At 42.3% G+C, this 20,617-nt stretch carries 16 protein-coding genes and 1 pseudogene; 6 read left to right on the plus strand and 11 right to left on the minus strand.

Features of this window, described 5'->3' with window-relative positions; genetic code table 11:
- Positions 1-1,047: 1,047 nt before the first annotated feature.
- The 3 genes from V7K85_RS27575 (at position 1,048) to V7K85_RS27585 (ending at position 6,531) form a co-directional block, all read left to right on the plus strand.
- Positions 1,048-4,050: a peptidase domain-containing ABC transporter gene (locus V7K85_RS27575; RefSeq protein WP_334818493.1), complete on the plus strand. Its 3,003-nt coding sequence runs from the start codon at positions 1,048-1,050 to the stop codon at positions 4,048-4,050.
- A 198-nt stretch (positions 4,051-4,248) separates the two neighbouring features.
- Positions 4,249-5,832, plus strand: coding sequence for an HlyD family efflux transporter periplasmic adaptor subunit (locus V7K85_RS27580; RefSeq protein ID WP_334818495.1), 1,584 nt, complete (start codon positions 4,249-4,251; stop codon positions 5,830-5,832).
- A 201-nt stretch (positions 5,833-6,033) separates the two neighbouring features.
- Positions 6,034-6,531: a DUF427 domain-containing protein gene (locus V7K85_RS27585; RefSeq protein ID WP_334818497.1), complete on the plus strand. Its 498-nt coding sequence runs from the start codon at positions 6,034-6,036 to the stop codon at positions 6,529-6,531.
- A gap of 441 nt (positions 6,532-6,972) precedes the next feature.
- Here the strand turns inward: V7K85_RS27585 and purQ are convergent, their stop codons facing one another.
- The gene (gene purQ / locus V7K85_RS27590; RefSeq protein ID WP_334818499.1) at positions 6,973-7,650 is read right to left on the minus strand and encodes a phosphoribosylformylglycinamidine synthase subunit PurQ; all 678 of its coding nucleotides are present in this window, start codon (positions 7,648-7,650) and stop codon (positions 6,973-6,975) included.
- 125 nt (positions 7,651-7,775) lie between these two features.
- The gene (gene purS, locus V7K85_RS27595) at positions 7,776-8,054 is read right to left on the minus strand and encodes a phosphoribosylformylglycinamidine synthase subunit PurS (RefSeq protein WP_334818501.1); all 279 of its coding nucleotides are present in this window, start codon (positions 8,052-8,054) and stop codon (positions 7,776-7,778) included.
- A 144-nt stretch (positions 8,055-8,198) separates the two neighbouring features.
- Between purS and V7K85_RS27600 the strand changes: the two genes are divergently transcribed.
- Positions 8,199-8,600 carry a Fur family transcriptional regulator gene (locus tag V7K85_RS27600; RefSeq protein WP_334818503.1) on the plus strand — a complete coding sequence of 134 codons (402 nt, stop codon included), beginning with the start codon at positions 8,199-8,201 and terminating at the stop codon, positions 8,598-8,600.
- 78 nt (positions 8,601-8,678) lie between these two features.
- On the opposite strand, the gene V7K85_RS27605 is transcribed toward V7K85_RS27600, so the two are convergent.
- The 6 genes and pseudogenes from V7K85_RS27605 to V7K85_RS27630 form a co-directional block, all read right to left on the minus strand.
- Positions 8,679-9,248: a Uma2 family endonuclease gene (locus tag V7K85_RS27605; RefSeq protein ID WP_334818505.1), complete on the minus strand. Its 570-nt coding sequence runs from the start codon at positions 9,246-9,248 to the stop codon at positions 8,679-8,681.
- A 13-nt stretch (positions 9,249-9,261) separates the two neighbouring features.
- The gene (locus tag V7K85_RS27610) at positions 9,262-9,408 is read right to left on the minus strand and encodes a DUF5615 family PIN-like protein (RefSeq protein ID WP_334818506.1); all 147 of its coding nucleotides are present in this window, start codon (positions 9,406-9,408) and stop codon (positions 9,262-9,264) included.
- 16 nt (positions 9,409-9,424) lie between these two features.
- Complete coding sequence (locus tag V7K85_RS27615; protein ID WP_334818507.1) at positions 9,425-9,772, minus strand: DUF433 domain-containing protein; 348 nt, start codon at positions 9,770-9,772, stop codon at positions 9,425-9,427.
- Between the two features lie 184 nt (positions 9,773-9,956).
- Positions 9,957-13,284, minus strand: a pseudogene (locus V7K85_RS27620) (NACHT domain-containing protein).
- A gap of 96 nt (positions 13,285-13,380) precedes the next feature.
- Positions 13,381-14,388 (minus strand): SPFH domain-containing protein, encoded by a 1,008-nt coding sequence (locus tag V7K85_RS27625; protein WP_334818508.1) that lies wholly within the window; start codon positions 14,386-14,388, stop codon positions 13,381-13,383.
- Between the two features lie 165 nt (positions 14,389-14,553).
- Positions 14,554-14,988, minus strand: coding sequence for an NfeD family protein (locus V7K85_RS27630; protein WP_334818510.1), 435 nt, complete (start codon positions 14,986-14,988; stop codon positions 14,554-14,556).
- Between the two features lie 233 nt (positions 14,989-15,221).
- Between V7K85_RS27630 and V7K85_RS27635 the strand changes: the two genes are divergently transcribed.
- Together V7K85_RS27635 and V7K85_RS27640 are read left to right on the plus strand one after the other, a co-directional pair.
- Complete coding sequence (locus V7K85_RS27635; RefSeq protein ID WP_334818512.1) at positions 15,222-17,195, plus strand: protein phosphatase 2C domain-containing protein; 1,974 nt, start codon at positions 15,222-15,224, stop codon at positions 17,193-17,195.
- Positions 17,196-18,602: 1,407 nt separating this feature from the next.
- On the plus strand, positions 18,603-18,824 hold the full coding sequence (locus tag V7K85_RS27640) for a ferredoxin-thioredoxin reductase variable chain (RefSeq protein WP_334818725.1): 222 nt from the start codon (positions 18,603-18,605) through the stop codon (positions 18,822-18,824).
- A gap of 5 nt (positions 18,825-18,829) precedes the next feature.
- On the opposite strand, the gene V7K85_RS27645 is transcribed toward V7K85_RS27640, so the two are convergent.
- The 3 genes from V7K85_RS27645 to V7K85_RS27655 form a co-directional block, all read right to left on the minus strand.
- Positions 18,830-19,051: a hypothetical protein gene (locus V7K85_RS27645; RefSeq protein WP_094329446.1), complete on the minus strand. Its 222-nt coding sequence runs from the start codon at positions 19,049-19,051 to the stop codon at positions 18,830-18,832.
- A gap of 60 nt (positions 19,052-19,111) precedes the next feature.
- Complete coding sequence (locus tag V7K85_RS27650) at positions 19,112-19,789, minus strand: YdcF family protein (RefSeq protein ID WP_334818727.1); 678 nt, start codon at positions 19,787-19,789, stop codon at positions 19,112-19,114.
- A gap of 285 nt (positions 19,790-20,074) precedes the next feature.
- The gene (locus V7K85_RS27655) at positions 20,075-20,584 is read right to left on the minus strand and encodes a hypothetical protein (protein ID WP_334818514.1); all 510 of its coding nucleotides are present in this window, start codon (positions 20,582-20,584) and stop codon (positions 20,075-20,077) included.
- Positions 20,585-20,617 lie beyond the last annotated feature (33 nt).

Raw genomic sequence — 20,617 nt, forward strand, 5'->3', positions numbered from 1 at the left:
GCATTAATGTTCAATCACACATTCCGCACCCGAAAGTGTCACACAGCATAATCACTTATTTTTTTCTAGTTTGTCAGCTATAAATTATGCTAATAAAACTTTTGACCTGCGTTAAAACAAGGAAAGTAAGTATATAAACTAGCTCTACCCTCTTTTAAAAATCAATAAAAACCGATTGTGACAGTAAAGGGTGCGGAATATAGGTTTAATAATGGTGCAGGACTGGTCGTTGAGTATCAATGCTGCATAATATTAAATTCAGGCAATTAGTTAGCAAAATGGAACAACTTCACCCCGCAAGCGGGATGAGGTTATTTTATACATATCGATTAGATAAACTCGATATTAATTAAACTAGTAAATTTACTGAAGGCAGTTATTGTCTTTACTTCATAAATTTAGTAGTTGATTCCTTTATGGTGACAAAAAATCTTCACCTTTACTTTTCCAGTTAATTTTTATTAAAATGAGCTAGCAAAAAAGTGATGGATAATTCTTTGCCAAATCGGGCATGACGCTGTTTACCAAGGAAAGTTCACTGTCTTTCGCCATCAGTGATACTGTCAATCCCTATATTAAGAATTTGTAAAAAATCATTCAGAAATTTAAAGTTTTCTTCTTACATAATTCTTAACTAGGGTATTTACTTAGGAAAGCATTTGTGATATTTTCATGTTGATTATCATAAATTAAAATACGCGATGTGTCTTGGTTTGATGATGAGTACCCAGATTGCATACTTGCAATGCTAACTATTGATTTTCAACTGGTATAAATTATGTAAGGTTAACCAAGTGATAACTTGTTCTCGATCTATTTACACTATCTTCGTTTTGAACAACGCATAACAGTTGTAATTCTCTGCTCAGAATGCAGGTATGGAATTAGACGAAGCGAGCCTCTGTGCTTTTACATATTTAGGCACACTAAATGGCACAGAAGTCTTGCCGCTGCTGGCATAAAACTAAACACTGCTACTGTTAGTAAAAGAGTGACTCCCTAATATTTTCGGCTTTATTTCTGACTTTTACCAACGACAAGTTTTATATGACTTATATTAAGAACACTTTTGCGGAATTTATCACCACCCTAGAAGGGTTTGATCAGTTACCAGATGGAGCGATCGCCAATCTATCAGAACAGCTGCAAGCTTGGCGCTATCGCATAGGTCAGAAAATTATCGGTAAAGAAAGTCTCCCGGAACACATCACCATAATTTATGAGGGACAAGTGCGCCTGTTGGGATACGACCCCCAGACGCAAATGCCAATCACCCTAAAATTACTGCAACCGGGGGAAATTATTGGCGAAATTGGTTTGTTGCGCGATATCGCCTGTGAGACAGCGATCGCCTCCACCGAAGTCGTATGTTTAACCTTGAATGCATCGGCATATTTTAGTTTTCTGGCTTTATACCCAGCTTTTGCGAATGCTCGCAAGAACCGCAGTTATTTGATGGAAGTTTTTGATATTCTCAGTTCTTATTGGCAAAAGCAAGCGATCGCTACTTTAAATCTCAGAGAACTGAGCGAAAACGCCTTACCACAGGCGAAAATACATTACCTCCCTCTCGGAAAAACTCCATTCAACCAACTGGATAGCGAAAGGGTCTGGTTTGTGAGTGGAGGTGGGACAGTAACGAATTTATCACCTGGCGATCGCCTAGAATCGGACGATGACACGGACAATATCCAGGTCATAGGTCAAAACCCTGCACGGTTGCTGGGTATACATCCGTCAGATTTGACTTTGGAAGATAGTCATCAGATAGTACTTGCGGTAAGTGACACCAAATCAGATAGCGCCCAGGAACTAGATATTCCCTATGCAGCGGACGAAATAGTTCCACAGACAGCCCCCCAGATCTCAAACATTTCCTCAAAACAGAAATACCCGTTTTTTAGTGGTAAGGGAGAATTAAATACAGCCTTCGCTTGCTTCCAAATGGTCGCGAAGCACCTAGAAATGCCGTTTCGTCGAGAGGTGGTTCGCCGCATCTTAACTGAGCAAGTCAAACGTCAGGGTACTATATCATTTCAAGTTACTGCTTACCTGGCAGAGTTAATCGGACTTAAGGCGCAGTTGATAGAACTACCAGTCGCCTCTGTGACACGCATTCCTACACCGGCGCTGATTCGCTATGATGATAGTTTTGCCGTTTTATATGCAGCAGACGCAAATAGTGTGGTTGTGGGTGTGCCATCCCAAGGAATTGTACGCTGCAAACCCGCCCAATTGGTTGAACAATTAGATGTTGATCCAACTGACTTTCCGCCCAAAGTTAGGGTATTACTGCTCAGTGCTACTAAAGAAACACCCCAAGAGCGCTTTAGTTTACGGTGGTTTCTGCCCTATTTATCACGCTACCGTCGAGTCCTGATAGAGGTCTTTGTCGCTTCCTTTTTTGTGCAGTTGGCAGCGTTGGCAAATCCTCTGGTAGTCCAGTTAATTATCGACAAAGTTATCACTCAAAATAGTATTGGTACTTTACATATTTTGGGGGTTTTGCTATTAGTAGTCGGGATATTTGAAGCAGTGTTGACTACCTTACGAACCTACCTATTTGTCGATACCACCAATCGGATCGATATGGGTTTAGGGTCGGAAATCATCGACCACTTACTACGTTTACCGCTGCGCTACTTTGAACGCCGACCGGTGGGTGAACTTTCCACTCGCATCAACGAATTAGAAAATATCCGTCAATTCTTGACTGGTACTGCCTTAACAGTGGGATTAGATGCTCTCTTCTCGCTGGTTTATATCGGTGTGATGCTGATTTACAGTTGGCAACTCACCTTGGTAGGCTTAAGCACGATTCCAGTGTTTGTGATTGTCATCTTAATTGCTTCTCCCACCATTAGCCGACAGTTACGTGGCAAAGCCGAACGCAACGCCGAAACTCAATCTTATTTAGTGGAGGTGATGTCAGGAATTCAAACAGTAAAAGCGCAAAATATTGAATTGCGATCGCGCTTTTCCTGGCAAGAGCGTTACGCTCGGTTTGTCGCTGCTGGTTTTAAAACAGTTGTAACTTCCACCCTCGCCAATTCTACCAGCAACTTTCTCAACAAACTCAGCAGCTTACTAGTTTTGTGGGTAGGAGCTTATTTGGTACTCCAAGGAGATTTAACTTTAGGCGAATTAATTGCCTTTAGAATTATATCGGGTTACGTCACCAGCCCAATATTGCGCTTGGCTCAACTCTGGCAAAGCTTCCAAGAAACTGCCTTGTCTTTAGAGCGTTTAAGCGATATTGTCGATACACCACAAGAAGGAGAAACAGACCGCTACAATATACCCTTACCTACGATTAAGGGAGCAGTAAAATACGAAAATGTTTCCTTCCGCTTTGGCACAAGTGGCCCTCTGCAACTTTCTAATGTCAACCTCGAATTTGCGCCAGGTAAATTTGTCGGCATTGTCGGACAAAGTGGGTCTGGTAAAAGTACGATGATGAAATTACTGCTCAGACTTTATGAAACTGAGTCCGGCAGAATTTTGATTGATGGTTATGATATTGCCAAAGTCGAACTTTATTCACTGCGACGACAAATTGGCGTAGTTCCCCAAGAGACATTATTGTTTGACGGCAGTGTTCAGGAAAATATTGCTTTGACGAATCCCGATGCGACAACCGAAGAAATTATCGAAGCGGCTCAGGTTGCGTGCGCCCACGAGTTTGTAATGAGCTTGCCCAACGGTTACAACACGCGGGTGGGAGAACGGGGTTCTGCACTTTCAGGGGGACAACGACAAAGAATTGCGATCGCCCGCTCTGTTTTACAACGACCAAAATTATTAGTTTTAGATGAAGCAACTAGCGCATTAGATTATCCCACAGAACGGCAAATATGTCTCAATTTAGCTAAAGCATTCAAGGGTGATACAGTATTTTTTATTACCCACCGCCTGAACACCGTGAGTAATGCAGATATGATCGTCGTCATGGATAATAGCAGGGTTATAGAACAAGGTAGCCATCAAGAATTAATGGCTACTAAAGGTCATTATTATTACCTGTATCAGCAACAAGATGTGAACTTGTAATTAGTCATTGCTGGGGGCATGGCATCAGAAAATTCTCTGTTTGACCAACATTCCATAGATGTAGCAATCAGCAAAGAGTAGGCACCTTCACAAATGTCAAAATCCAGGTTTTCGGGATCGATAAATAGTGCCCACCCTACAAAAAATCCAAAATCGTTCGACTGAATGCTCACGACAAGTCCAAAATCCAAAATCGTTATGACTCAACTTAATGGGAATCACCTCAACGGCAATCAAAAAAACGGCAATCATAAAAACGGAGTCAAGCAAGATTCACGGGTACTTACAAAACAACAGAAAGCTGCTCAAAAGCCTTTAATTAACTCAAACACTCAGGAATTTGAGCAATCCATTGTCTTGCGCCAATCTCCAATTTGGTCGCGGACAATCATGGTGACCCTAATGGGGCTAGCCTGTTTTGCAATTGCTTGGGCTTATTTTGCCAAAATTGAGCAAGTAGTACCAGCAACAGGGCAATTAAAACCGCAAGGAACAGTCAAAGATGTTCAAGCTCCTGTTAGTGGAGTCGTGAAAACGGTTAATGTTAAAGATGGACAAGAAGTAAAGCCAGGAGATTTGTTGCTGACTTTTGATTCCATCGCTTCTGTTGCTGAATTAAATTCTTTGAATAAAATTCGCCTTGCATTAATTAAAGAAAATCAGATTTATCGCCGATTGTTGGGTGCAAGTACCGCCCCTGGGTCTGAACTGTCATATTTGCGTGGTAATTTGCCACCAGAAACTGCTTTTTTGCTGAAAAGTCGGGCAGCTTTAGTAGGAGAAAATGAATTATTACGGACTCAATTAAAAAATTCCGGTCAAGATTCTCAAGTGGGGATTGATGAACAGCAACGTCTAAAAGTTGCCAAAAGAGAATTAGATTCTCGGTCTGCTGCGGCAGAATTAGAAGTAGAAAAAACCAAAAAACAACTTAGTCAAAATCATTTTAAGCTGGAAGATAGTAAAGCAAGTTTAGCTATTCAACAGCAGGTTTTAGATAAGCTGAAGATATTAGCAGAAGAAGGTGGTATTTCTCAACTTCAGTATCTTAACCAGAAACAAGAAGTACAAAACCGCACAGCAGAAGTAGCACAATTGGGTGAGGAACAGAAACGCCTCCAGTTTGATATAGAAAAAGGACGACAAGAGTTAAGCAATACGGTGGCTGTTTCTGATAAAAACATTTTGGACAAGATAGGTGACAACAAACAGCGCATTGCCGAAATCGATAGCCAATTCATGAAAGTTGTGCTGGAGAATGAGCAGCGTTTAGCAGATGTCAATAGTAAAATCTCTCAATCACAGTTAAATGTTAGATATGAAGAACTCCATGCGCCTGTAGCTGGAACAGTTTTTGATTTACAAGCAAAAAACCCTGGATTTGTCGCGACTCCGACTACAAAACTGCTGCAAATTGTCCCAAATGAAAACTATATAGCTGAAGTTTTCATCACTAACAAAGATATTGGTTTTGTGCGAAAAGGCATGAAGGTAGATGTCAGAATTGACTCCTTTCCTTACAGCGAGTTTGGCGATATCAAAGGAGAAGTGCTTGGGGTAGGATCAGACGCATTACCGCCAGATCAAACACATCAGTTTTATAGATTTCCGGCAAAAATCTCATTGAATAAACAATCCTTAGTGATTAAAGGTAAAAATGTCACCTTGCAATCAGGTATGTCCATCAGTGCCAATATAAAAGTGCGCGAAGAACGGACTGTGCTTAGTTTATTCACTGAGATGTTTACCAAGCAAATTGATACTCTTAAAGAGGTACGTTAATTTGTTAATTTGTAAAAGTGATGTCTACAACGGGCTATGACGCTCTCTACGAGACGTGCAAGGGACGCTATCAGTAACGCCAATTCATCGCTGCTTGCACCTCTTGATGTGATAGAGCCGCAGCTGCGCCTGTCGTAGATATCGCTTGCTCATAAAACTTGAGAGCAAATCATTAAAAGCCGATCGCATCAAAATTTTACAATGGTTAATTCTCAACGCATCGAACCCGCTCCCGGACAAGAATCAGTTTGGGATTACCCCCGTCCTCCTCGTCTGGAGGACACAAGTAAACATATCCAAATAATCTTTAATGGAGTAATAATCGCAGATACCCACAACGCCAAACGTGTTTTAGAAACTAGTCATCCTCCTTCTTACTACATTCCTCCTGCGGATATCAAAATGGAATATTTGCAGCTGACATCGCAGTCTAGCTTTTGCGAGTGGAAGGGAAGTGCTAGTTACTACACAATCCGAGTTGGTGAAAAAGAAGTCCATAATGCTGGCTGGTTCTACCCTAACCCTACACCAGCGTTTGAATCTCTCAAGGATTATGTAGCTTTTTACGCTCATGTAATGGATAAATGCTACGTGAATGGCGAAGAGGTGCAACCACAACCAGGTAACTTCTACGGCGGTTGGATCACCAGTGATATTGTTGGGCCTTTCAAAGGCGCTCCTGGTAGTTGGGGATGGTGACAATACGCTTGAGTTAAGGAAATTTCTCTGTTAAAGCAGGCAGGGGGGCAGAGGAGGCTCTTCAAGCAGGGGGAGAGAAAAAAGCTTAACCCAAGCCTATTGCCCACGCTCCTATTTTTTGGAATCATTGAGGATTTATTGACAAAGTTAGATGGCTGAAATGCTTATGGTGTCTATGTTTCAGTCATTTGCCTAACGCTCTGCTATATATGTAAATTCACTTCCCATGTAAATAAGTCGGCACAATAAAACCAAACTGTGTGAAGAAAAGTAAACAAAGCTCAAACCCTTTTTCCCCCTGCTTATTGCCCCCAGCAAGAACTGCCTTATCCCAACGATAATTATTTACGCCGACCTACTTAGAGGCGCGTGGGGCAATTTTGCGGCGAGGGTTTGTTTAGCGATCGCTATCTGGCCCAACATCCTCGCTCGATATTTGCTCTACGCTAATGCCGCTATTTTCTCTAGCAAGCCCTGAAACAACCTCAAGCCATCGCTACCCCCTAGCATCGCGTCTGACGCCCTTTCTGGGTGCGGCATCATCCCCAACACATTGCCCTGACGATCGCAAATCCCGGCAATGTTGTTCAGTGAACCGTTGGGATTCTCCCCTTCATAGCGAAACACGACTTGCCCGTGATCTTCAATTTCTGCGAGAGTAGCTTGATCAGCGTAGAATCGTCCCTCTCCGTGGGCAATGGGCAAAGTGATAACTTCACTATTGGTATAAGCTTGCGTCCATAAGAGATTAGTCCGCTCAACTTTCAAGGGGACGCGATCGCAGATAAAATGCAAATCCCGATTTCTAGTCAACACCCCTGGCAAAAGTCCAGCTTCAGTTAATACCTGAAACCCGTTGCAAATACCGAGGACAAATTTACCCTTTTGAGCGTGTTCGACAACCTGTTGCATCACGGGTGAAAAACGCGCGATCGCACCGCAGCGTAAATAATCACCGTAACTAAAGCCACCAGGTATGATCACGACATCCAAATCAGCAATGTCTGTTTCTTGATGCCAAACCATGCGAGTCGGTTGTAAGAGCAAGTCTCTGGTTACATAAGCAACATCGCGATCGCAATTAGAACCTGGAAAAACAACAACACCGAATTTAGTCATTAGTCATTAGTCATTGGTCATTAGTCATGGGGCGTTGGAAAGAGGCTTCAGGGGCACAGGGGAAAGATTTACTGGATATTATCCCTTCTGCTCCCCTGCTCCTCTGCTCCCTTACTCCTTAGTCCCTAAAATACCCCCGTTTGGGTTTCGACCTCAATCAAATCAAAGCGGTAATTTTCAATTACCGGATTTGATAGCATTTGGTCACAAATGCGATCGAGGTCTTGACGCGCTTTCTTCTCATCAGTCGAGGTGATGGTGAGTTCAATGTACTTGCCAATCCGCACCTGGTCAACGTTCTCGTATCCCAGTTGCTTAAGACCGGATTGTACAGCCACACCAGCAGGGTCTAAAACTGAAGCACGAAGCGTAACGAAAATTTTGGCTAGATACTTGGTTTGCACGGGCTTTTGCTGAATGCTGCGATCGCTATACTATAACTTTCTGTTCCAACTGAGTGAAAATAAGATTACGAAGCGGTTAAAGTTAATTGATCAATTAACCCATCTAACAGCTTCAACTACAGTGGCATATTTAAATAATTGTCTATGAGAGCCATACGCACCCGCAGTCAAGAGCGTATTTTCAACCTACTGAAAACCGTCAAAAAAGGCATTTCAGCCCAGGATATTTACGTAGAACTACGTAACAGCAATCAGAGCATGGGTTTAGCAACAGTTTACCGTTCTCTAGAAGCCTTAAAACTCGAAGGCATGGTACAAGTGCGGAATTTGGCTAACGGTGAAGCCCTCTATAGTCTAGCGCAGCAAGACAAACACCACCTTACTTGCTTGCAATGCGGTGTCTCAATTCCGATTAATCAATGCCCCGTTCATGACCTAGAAGACCAGTTAGAGTCCAGCCATAAATTTAAAGTTTTTTACCACACCCTTGAGTTTTTTGGGTTGTGCAGCCAATGCCAGGAAAATCAAGCTACTGGGATTGGTTAATAGTTATACCAATTCTCAGAGAGGAATAAAGCCTATTTTACTTCTGAATTCTGAATTCTGCTGTAATCAATGCTTTATTCAAATAAAACTCAACCAACTAAATACGTCTGCAACTGTTAATTGCCAATTTTCAATAACACTCAAAATCGGTAAAATATCTTGATTTTCTTTTAATTCTGGTAATTTATTTGGTTCAAAAATCATGATTGACTCATCAGCAGAATCGAGCAACCAACCTAGCTTTGCTCCATTTTGAATAGAAAATGTAATTTTGCGGATAACTCGGTTGGCTGATTGTTCCGGTGAGAGAATTTCGATTATCCAATCTGGGGGAATCTCAAATTTATTCGCAATACTACCTTTTGCATCAAGGGGAATTCTTGGCCATTCAAACACAGCAATATCTGGTACTATCGAAAATCCGCTAAACGTGCAGCGTAGTTCAGTAAAGGCATAAGCTAACTTTTTGGATTTTGCAACTTGATTGATGGCAGAAGCTAATTCAATTTGTAACGTACTGTGTTTTCCTTGTGGCATAGGCTTTTGGTAGATTTGTCTGTTAAAATACTCGCTTGCTGGTTTTCTTTCTGGTAGTTTTAAGAACTCTTCTACATTTAGTGCTGTGGTTGGCTGAATAGATAATGTCATAACTTTTAACTTATCAAAGCTTGATTATTTTCTCACTCACCATATCATCAGAAATTCCGGCTTTGCCTGCTTCTTGTATGGTGATAATATCATGTCCAAAAGTACGTAATAATTCTACTGATTTACGGGGAAACTGCTCATCTGCTAACAACCTTGACATACATTAACAGGATATTTTAAGAAGCATTTAAAATAGCATCAGCTTGTTCTTGTTCGTGAATAGGAGTATCAATTTCGTCAGGGAATGCTTCAGCATAAAGCCATGCTATTACTAAGTCAGCTGCACTAAGTTGAGGATATTGATCTAGAATATCAGCATCTTTAGCACCTTGTCGTCGATAACTTACCAACAACCAAACAGGAATGCGCGTTCCGGCAATACAAGCATCAGCACCCATTACACCAGGGGTTTTGGTAATTCCATGATTGTTGGTATTAATACCTTGGGTTAAGATGCGAATTGATTCAACCTTTTCGGCTGCTGTTAGGGATAGTAACTGTGTTTCTAACTCTTGGGCTGTCATTGAACACTATCTAAGATTAACTATATTTTAACGGGGCTTGAGAATTTACTACACAAACGCGACGCCGAATAGCCCGTCGGAGACATCGCACGAACTTACCGTCAGGTATCGCCTAAAATTTATTCCCCATCTCCCACAAGTGCATTAACTCCACAATTATCAGAAGTGTAATAGGCTAAAAGTATTAAGCTCCATCTTCCATAGCACCTAATGCTTTGAGAGTTGCTTTTTTAGATTCGGTTAAACCTGTAACGCCTGTAATGTTCATCTCTTCGTAAGGTCTTTTTGGTCTAAGGGTTCTTATGCAATTACCTGTGCTAGTATCCCAAAGCATTATTGTGCCATCACAACTACAACTAGTAAGCATTTATACTATCCAGACTAAAAGCAATTGAACGAATCCAAAGAGAATGACCTTGTAAAATTTTCCGGCATTTACCGCTGTTTATATCCCAAAGTATTACAGTTTGGTCGTCTGCACCACTAGCTAGAGTTTTACCATCTGGACTAAAGGCAACTGCCGATACTGATTTAGTGTGACCTTGTAAAGTTTTCCAGCATTCACCCGTGAAGGGACACCATAACCCAACGCTTTCATTAAGAGTACCACTAGCAAGAATCTTACCTTGAGGACAGAAAGAAACTGAATTTACAGAACTATTGTGTCCTTGTAAAATTGTTAAGCATTTACCAGTGCAGGTATCCCATAGCCTTATAGTTCTATCATGACTACTGCTAGCAACTTTATTACTATCGTGACTAAAGTCAACCGAAAGTATTGCGTTAGTATGTCCACTAAAAGTCAAAATTTCTTCGCCAGTAGCAACTTTCCATATACGAATAATGCCTTCACCATCACCAGTGGCTACAAATTGACTATCAAAACTATATACAACTGAGAAAATTGCACCAAATAGTTTAGTAAAAATACTATCAACCAAATTTGCTTGTGCAAGATTAACATGACGCAAGCTAGCCTCAGTAAAATCAGCACCTTTAATTACCGTACCGCTTAAATCTCTTCCATCCAACGCAGCCTTATCCACTTTTACCAAAACTGTCGCTGCATTCCCCCCGACATAACCCACTTCATCTTCACTTTTTCCCCGTGTCCCCTCGATAATCTTGATAACTGACTCCTCAGGGTCAATATCAACCATCCCCAGCAACAAATCCATCACCGCTTTCGTTAAAGGTGCTTGACCAAAAGTTACTCTCAACTTCTCCAACGATTCGCTTATAAATCTCTTCAATACCACAGTTGGCAAAATCTCTCCAGCCGCATCTACCTGACGACTGAAATAAGAAGACCAACTATAATCAACAGGCGCAACATCATGATTTATCTGGAACCGCACCCGCGCTAAATCCGTAAAGTCATTTGCTAATACTCCCAACTCTGCCGCAAATTTATATGCAACAAAAAACTCTAATAAAGACCGATGCGCTGGAGTATAATCACCATCAGCATTGCGAATCAGCATTGTTTGCCCCATCATGTCGTAATGCCAATGGTCTAAATCCTTCTCTTCTTGCACCACCGAACCAAATAACCGCCGAATTCTGTCAGGGAAAAGCCGATAATTGAGGCTCATTTGGTCAGTAGACAGCATTTACCAAGAAAGTTCGCACAAAAAGTATAGCTTTTCTGCCAAAGATGTAAACGTGCGATCGCTCTTAATATCCCGTTCCATTTTCCGCCGCACTGCATACAAGTAAACTCGCGACATATCCACAGGTTTACCCGCCTCAATATCTGGCAAAGCTTCCAAAATTAACTCTGTCATCACCGGACGACGGGCTAAATCCAATAATTGCGGATTTCCCATTACTTGTTCAACCGTTGCAACTTCCGTTTGATGCGACAACACTAGCCGAATTTGCTCGTCGTTAAATTTTTCCAGTTCCAGCACTTCAAACTGTGGTGTTTCCCCTGTTAGTTGCTTGGTAGATGCTTGCAACTCGGCATTGAGTAAAGCGCGTCCTTCCTTCGCGTCGGGAAAATGTTCCGTGCGACAAGTCAGGACAACCTTAGCACCGGGAACCACCACTTTAGCCAGTTCCCAAAAGTTATTAATCATCTGCTGACGGTCAACTTTTGCTGCCATTTCGTCAAAACCATCGAAAATTAGCAGCAATTTACCCATGCCGTTCAACTGGTCAAAGACTTCGCTAGTTAAACGAATATTGTGTTGTGTAAAAAAGAACCCTGCCAAAACGTTCTCAACATTTATTGCTTTGGCAAAATCCCGCAGCGTAATTACCAAAGGCAAACGGGGACGCTCAATACCGCGTTTTTGGGCATCTCGGTAACGTTGCAATGCCACCCAAGCATAATGGAAAGCAAACCAAGTTTTCCCCGTACCAAATTCTCCTAGTATAGAAATATGCTCTTTGGCAGGATCGTCCAACCACACATCAATATAACCATCAATCCAACCATCGCGATCGCCATAGTGACTAATACCGATGCGTTGCTTAGTATCAGGGTCAATTTCCTCTTTTGTGCAGGCTAAAGGAACGTATTTTGTATCTATTTGCCGCCGGATAATTTCTGCTTCCAACCAATCGAGATAATCGCTAAAATCGGCATCTTGATCAATGAGTTCGTCAAAAGTGTAACAACCTAAATGGCGATTTTCCTCCTTTTCTACCTCATTCCGTGCCGCTCGTGCAATCCGTCTGGCTGTTACTAACCAACCTTCATCAGTTCTCTGCTGCTCCACAGAAGAACGCAAAACAGCGACATCTTTGAGTCCAACTTCGCCCTCAATTCCCCGGATCAGGATGCGGTCATATCGGTTACGTCGTGTTGGCACATTGATAATCCACTCAAAATATGAATCACCCCAAATTTCATACTTTTCAAAGCGGTAGCCCAAGGTTTCAAACCAGCCGCGCATTTGTTGAGCTAAAGCTATAGCTCTACATTGATTTTCGGTGGATGTTTCGGCCTCCAGCAGTGCGGGGGAACTTTGTGCAGCCAACCGCGCCATTTCTGTACGAATACCTTCCAGCGTCGGCAACCTATCGAGTAGTTCTTGGATATTTGCAATGCGTTTTTGCAAAGAGCCAATTTGTTGACTCATAAGTGTATCTGCTGGGTTGCGAGTGCGTTTAGCAACTTCCGCAAAAACAATATAAAACGCGGCAATTTCTCGTCTAATGTCAATTCCCAAACTTCTAATGTCATCACCCAACGCATAAGCATCAAGCCAAGCATCAACTCCAGAAAGCAAAATTGAGGGGTTATTATGGTCAAATGCTTTGCGGAAAGCTTGTTTTATTGCTTCTTGGCGAAAAAGTTCTAAAAGAGGCTTGGGTTTCCCAACGCCGTACTCTACCAGTGCATAAGCATAAACCCCACTAAAATCTGCTGGTGGATGCTCTGGGTCAAGTTTAAACTGCTGAAGTAATTTAATTACAGTCTCATTGCGCTGAATTTTTTCCTTAATTAAAGGATTAGCGATCGCAATAATAGCGTTGATGACCTGTTCTGGGTTAATTATCATTAGTCATTAGTCATTAGTCATTAGTCATTAGTCATTAATCAGGAGGCAGGAGTTATTATTCTTCCTCTGCTCCTCTGCTTTTCTGATCCCCTACTCCTAACCAGGGCGGTTATTTTCTAATCCTGGTATTTGTTTAGAAAACAACTCGTTAGAGTTAACCTGACCATCTGAAACGACAGAGCGTATACCCTCTAAGGCAGCAGGAATGGAGCGCGGATCTATAAAAATTACCTTACTGCTATCGCTTTTACCAATTGTCGCGCCCATATCGAGATAGCCCAAGGCAAACAGAACTTCTACTGCTTTATTCGCATTGGGGTTAGTGTGGAGTTTTTGGGCAAGAATTTCTGCTGATTCTGCGATCGCCTGCGCTTTTAGAACTTGTTGCTGACGTTCTGCTTGAGCTTTCAGAACGATCGCTTTTTGTTCAGCTTCTGCTTGCAGAATTGTCGATTTTTGACGAGCTTCTGCATCCAGGATTTGCGCGTCAGCTTTACCTCTGGCGCTATTAACAGCAGCTTCGCGTTCCCCCTCAGAAGTTAAAATTGCTGCCCGTTTGCGTCGTTCTGCCGACATTTGCAATTCCATCGATTCTCGCACTGCCTGAGAGGGAATAATATCTCGCAGTTCTACCCGCGTCACTTTCACACCCCAAGGATCGGTAGCAACGTCCAAATCCTGTAATAAAAGTTCACTGATGTGGGAACGAGCAGTAAAGGTTTGATCCAACTCCAGTTGCCCCATTTCGGCGCGAATTTGAGTCAGCACCATGTTTACCATTGCCGCCTGAAGATTTTCTACCTTGTACCAGGCTTTTTCCATATCCACGATCCGCCAGTAAAACACTGCATCCACCTCAATGCCAACGTTGTCACGGGTGATGCACTGTTGGGGAGGAATATCTAAGACTTTTTCTCGGATAGTTTCTCGGTAGACAATTCTATCTACGAAAGGAATGACAAAGTTTAGTCCTGGTTCCAGTTTTTTGTTATAACTACCCAATCTTTCTACCAAAGCTTCATTGCCCTGATTGACGACTTTCACAGACCCCGCTACGGCAGAACCACCAAGGGCTAAAAAGACGAGCAAAAAGAACTGTTCCATTGTGAATCTCCTGATTTTTAACTAAAAAGGTGTCACTAGAAAGGAGAAGGGGCAGGGGCGAGGGAGAAAAACGACTAATGACTAATGACTAATGACTAATGACTAATGACTAATGACTAATGACTAATGACTAATGACTAATGACTAATGACTAATGACTAATGACTAAGAATTCAACAAATTTTCTGGTATCACAATCAAAGTAGTACCTTCTCTCCTAACCACATAAACTCTTTGATGGGGTGATATGGTGAATTTGTCATCGTCACATCGTGCCTGCCAAGAATTTCCCTCATACAGCACCCGCCCTGTTTTCCCAGGCAGAATTTCTGTTAAGGTTTCAGCTATAACTGCATCCCGAATTTTAGATTTGCGTTGTCGCGGTTGCAAAAACCGACGGGAAAGCAAAACTAGTGTGGTGGAAAATAATAGCCAAACTATAACTTGCAACCATACACTTCCCAAACCCACTCCAGACAGCAGCGCCACTACAAAAGCGCTAATTCCCATCATGAAGGCGACAAACGCCGATGGTAAGAACAGTTCCATTAGACACAGAACCGCTCCCGCCAGAAGCCAGATTAAGGTAAGACTTGGCATAGCGCCATCCTAAACTCTACATTGACGTAAATGCATTTCTACGATTAGATACAGCCAGACTTAAGTTATTTACAGAAAGCAAAACTTGGTTTTTTTACCAATAATTTTGATTAATTTCAGTAACAAGGTATAGCTAGCGGTACACAAATCCAGTCTATTCTACCCTTCAAGTCATTGCCAGCTAAAATTAATCGAAGTTCATGAGTTGATTGATTTTTTAAATTTATAGCTTTATGATTTCTACTCAACTGATAATTTATTGCATAAATCCAGGCTGTAATCGCCCCATTAATCCTATGGGAGATAGTGTTTGTGCTAGTTGCCAAACTCCTTTAGTTCACCGCTATCTTTGGGCTACTGGCTCATCGTCTGCTCAAATCCCACCAGGTACAAAGGTTGCAGATAGATACGAAGTAATTAGTCACCAGATTTGGCTAGATACTCAACCGGGACTGCCGCCAGATGTATCTGAAGAATTGCCAAAGGAAGTAATTCCTTATCTACGATTATATCAAGAGCGGTTGCATCTGCCCCAGGCTTATGGATTTGCTAGTGACCTTGAGGGAAATACAACTGATATCCTCTTATTGGAAAATGTGCCGATAGATGAGACAGGAAATATCTATCCAACTATTGTTGAGGCATGGGAGCAAGCAACGGGGGTACGACAAGTTTATTGGCTGTGGCAAATTCTCCAACTTTGGACACCTTTATCAGAATTGGGACTTAGCCACAGTTTACTGGTAGTAGATAATTTGAGAGTCCAGGGTTGGTGTGTGCGACTGTTGGAACTCTACCAAACACCAGCAGATGAGAAACTGAGTTTACAAAATCTGGGTGAGTGTTGGCAGTTTTGGGTAGCGTCTGCAAAGGCATCAGTAGCCAAAGGCTTACAGAACATAGTCCAGCAGATGTGTGAAACTGAGGTTGAGTTAGAGGCTATTAATATTCAACTCAATAATTTACTACTAGCATCTGCGGCAGAATTACCATTAGTCCTGAAGGTGGCAGGCTCTACAGATATTGGGCCAATTATGGCACAAAATGAAGACGCTTGCTACCCCAATGTTTTGAGTGACTTAGATGAACTCTTATTGCCTTACTTGTCGATTGTTTGCGATGGCATTGGTGGACACGAAGGCGGCGAGGTTGCCAGTAAGTTGGCAGTGCAGTCTGTAAAGTTGCAAATTCGCGCTTTACTAACGGAGGTTACAGAACAAACTGTACTTGTACTACCAGAGTTGTTGCAGGAACAACTAGAAGCAAGCTTGCGGGTGGTAAATAATCTGCTTTGTGCCCGCAATAACGAACAAAAACGCCAAGGCAGAGAACGCATGGCTACAACCATTGTAATGGCGCTACAAGTTCCGCAACGAGTGCAGACTAGTACTGGATGGCAATCAAATAATACCCATGAACTTTACTTGGCTAATGTTGGCGATAGCCGTGCCTATTGGATTACTCACAATTATTGTCAACTACTGACAGTAGATGATGATGTGGCAACGCGGGAAGTCCGCTTTGCTAAAAGCTTGTATCGAAAGGCACTTCTTAGACCAGATGCTAGTGCCCTAACTCAAGCATTGGGGACAAGAGATGCAGAATCTTTGCGTCTCAAGGTTCAGCGATTCATTGTGGAAGAAGATGGCATCTTGCTACTGTGTTCTGATGGTTTAAGTGACAATAACTGGGTGGAACAATCTTGGCAAAATTATGCAATACCGGTGTTAACAGGTGAAGTGACAGTTGAAGATGCTGTCCGCAACTGGATTAACTTGGCAAACGAAAAAAATGGGCGTGATAATACGTCGGTTGTTCTCACTTATTACCGTGTCTCCCCGGAATACTTAGTACCTATGACTCCGGCGTTGCCAGAAGAGATTATAGAAGCAGAAATACAAGAGGAACAAGAGGAACCAATTTCCTTGACAGAAAGTTCGCGATCGCTTCTAGATTTGGATTTAGATTTGGATCTAGATTTGGATCTTTCAGAAGAACCATTTACCAGCCCAGAAATCCCACCAACCGTAATTACAAAACCTAATCGGGGTAAACGTTTGGTAATGCTAGGGGGAGTGTTGGCGTTGCTTGTGGGAGGTACAAGTTTGGGATTATTTGCTTGGTGGCAATTTAATCCTCAAGGATTCCAGCAGATGTGTCGGCAACTTCCTCAAAGAATACAGCAACTTTGTCCGCCTGGAAAGTAAAGAATGGGGACTGGAAAATATATTACACCAAAATATTGTAATGTTGATGATGAATATTTTAGTATTGATAAGAAATATTCTCATGTTGATTAGGAACATTGCAATATTCCTTATGAATGTCCGAATGTTGATGATGAATATTCCAGTATTGATAAGAAATATTCTCATGTTGATCAGGAACATTGCAATATTGCTTATGAATGTTCCAATGTTGATGATGAATATTAGAATGTTGGTAAGAACGGCTTCTACATTTAGGATGACGGACAATAAAGTGGCGATAACTAGTGAGCCAAGTTCTAGAAAATTGGCGTGAGTTTTTAACACTCCAGGACGGCACTTGCTTCTCCCTACAGCCCTTTGGGCATCCTACGGCAGGCGCTAGGGACTGTTTTCAAACCCCAAATTAGACTTAAAAGTAGGTTGGGTTGCGCTACGCTTAACCCAACCTACTTTTTGAGTTTGAAAACACGCCCTAGCCTTTCACGAATGAGAGAAGGGGAGACGCGCAAGGGTGCAATGCCTCAAATTGATGGGGAAATCCGCTACAGTCTTTACCATTCCAGCTTCCGCGATTTTATTAAGCAAGCAAATTTTGGTTATACTCTATAGCGTTTCTGTGTTGAGTCCAATAAAGACCTAACCCCCAACCCCTTACGCCAGTTGCTACAACTCTTGGAAAATACGCAATGCACTGGCTCCCCTACAAGGGAAGGGGGGTAAGATTCAAAGCTAATATGCTTGAGTTACGGATAATTGTAGGTTGGGTTGTAGCTTGCTTGTATTGTAGGGGTACGTAGTGAAACCCAACAAAGTCGCTAAAATGTTGGGTTACCCTTCGGGATCTTGCTACGTTCCTCAAACGCCACTTGCTATCATAGCGGGAACGCTAAGAGCGAACAACTCTTGGAAAATACGCAACGCAGTGGCTCTCCAACCTACGCTGGTTTTGGTTTTTGGCTTTAACCCAAGCGTATTGGATTCAAAGCCTCTCTCATTTTAGGAGAGAGGAATGGAAGTGAGGTCAGAGTACATTCGATAATAACAGCGCGTCTGCTATCCACGAAAATTGGTGAGAGAGTTGACCTGGGGAACATCCTAGAGTGAAGATAAAAGGGTTATATCTCTTGTCAAAGTACTAAGCACATTTGATATCGCTTCATTTTCTTTCGTTTCCCAGGTTATGGGGTAAAACCGGAAGGTGGGAGCGATAAATATTAACGCGGCAAAAACTTGCAAAAGTATGCACGGATAGCTAAAACGTGCCTGGATGCAGAGGGTTAAATGCGCCGTCGCACCCCTGTGAAGCGTCAAGAAATAACTGATTAAATCAAATTTTAAGCAATTTAATCATATATTTTGTAGCAGATACTTGTGAAAAAGCAAATGCTAGGTGTAAATGTTGTTATGAAAGTTGGCGATCGCATCCGCGTTAAAGATTCGGTAGTAGTGTATCATCATCCTGAACATCGGAATCAGGCTTTTGACATCAAAGGCACAGAAGGCGAAGTTACAGGTATTGCCACCCAATGGCAAGGCAGACCCGTAAGCGCTAATCTGCCGATTTTAGTTAAGTTTAGTAAAAAGTTTAAAGCCCATTTACGTGAAAATGAGTTAGAAGTCATCTAAATGGCTCATCGGCGGCGAAACCACTGGAAAATATTCAGTTCGCCGCGCATTCTTTTAAGCTCTTGGCGGTGCTGTTCTGCTGTTGTATAATACCATTCACAATAACGCTGAAACTCTGACCGTGACCGAACTTCGTGGTAGAACTGGTGGGTTGTTTGGTAAGCGGCAAAAGCTTCCTCAACTTGAGGTTGAGGGGATGGCATAATATAAGGTAAGTTTTTAGACATAATGTTAATAAAGTTAGGAGTTAGGAGTTAGGAGTTAAAAATTCATAATTCATAATTTGATTAAAGCCAACCGCGTAAGCGATAAACTAAAGAACCAATGTACTCTTTTAAAGCGGTGGTAAATTGGTGTAAGTTGTCGGTATCAGGTAATAAATTTAGTATAGCGGCTTTGGGACTGCTGGCGAGTTCTTGCAACTCACCCTCAGTAACCAGAAAGTCAGTGGGTGCAGGAATGGCATTGATTGCTTGACGCTGGAAAATCTGAAGCGATCGCGGCATGTGTATTGCCGAAGTAACTAATAATACTTGACGAATCCCACGAGATGACAAAATTTTTCGGACATTCACTGCATTTTGATAAGTATTCAGAGAGTCAGGTTCTTGGACAATCGCCTCAGATGGAATACCAATAGATGTGAGTATTGTTGCCATATCTGCCGACTCTGGTGAACCACTTCCACGCCAATCAATGCGGCCTCCGCTCAGAATGATTATAGGCGCTCTTTTCTGGCGATATAGTTGTGCAGCATAAATCACGCGGTCGCCTGATTCACTCAAATCGACGGTAGGTCTTGGGGGAAAAGCGGATTTGGTTGCGCCACCCAAAACCACAATCGCTTCTGTAACTGGTATTTGGGCTGGTGGAAGATTTTGCCATTCTAGCGATCGCACTAATGATTTAGCAGTCCAAGCATTACTACAAAATAGCAATAAAGTTAGGGCAAAAGCAATTGCGATCGCCGCAGTGCGCGGTCGTTTCTACAATGTTACTAATGCTACTACCAAGCTCGCGCAGGCTAGTCCTAGTGGATAAAAAAATAGTGGCAGTAATTTAGATAGATATAATAAACATATTATTGGGGCATGGGGAATAGGGAATAGGGACTACGAAAGAAGCAGGGGAAGAAGAACTATTGATTATTGACCAATACCCAATGACGCCAGTCGCCTCTTTGAAGGGAGACGCTACGCGAACAAGTCGGGAAACCCGCCCACGGCGCTGGCTCCCCAATGCCCAAATTACTACTTTTTTTCCCAAAACCTGAAATTGAAACTACTTCCAGCAGTGCGACGGTAACGACGGGCGGTTCTTCTTGTTTGCCGTTTGTTGTTCCTCTCGTTCGTTGGTTCAACTTCACCCTCTTCTGACTCTTCAACTTGCAACTGAGTTCTAGTTACTTCCTTACTTCCCCACCAAGCAGTAATCCAGCCTCCAGCTAAAGCGCCTATTCCACCTAGCAAGATACTCATGGGTGCTGGATATCCCAAATATACAAAGCCAAGCATGAAAAATAACCAGTATTTCAGTCCCGTATCGACGCCATCAGAAGAAGCTACAGTTGGAGCTTGGGTGCTATTATTGGTTACATTTGTGATCCAGCTTAAGATGAAACCCCCCATGATACCTAAGAAGATGCCCAGAGCTGGTGCCGAGCCGGTCATTATTAATATAAATGTTAAAAATGCCCCAAATAACAGCTGAGAAAAGAAGCTGGGAGAAATACTGAATAAGTCGTTCTTTTTGTCTGCCATAGGTAAAAAAGGCTATTAACTAATTACTAATTC

This window comes from Nostoc sp. (assembly GCF_036917615.1).
Classification (GTDB): Bacteria; Cyanobacteriota; Cyanobacteriia; order Cyanobacteriales; family Nostocaceae; genus Nostoc.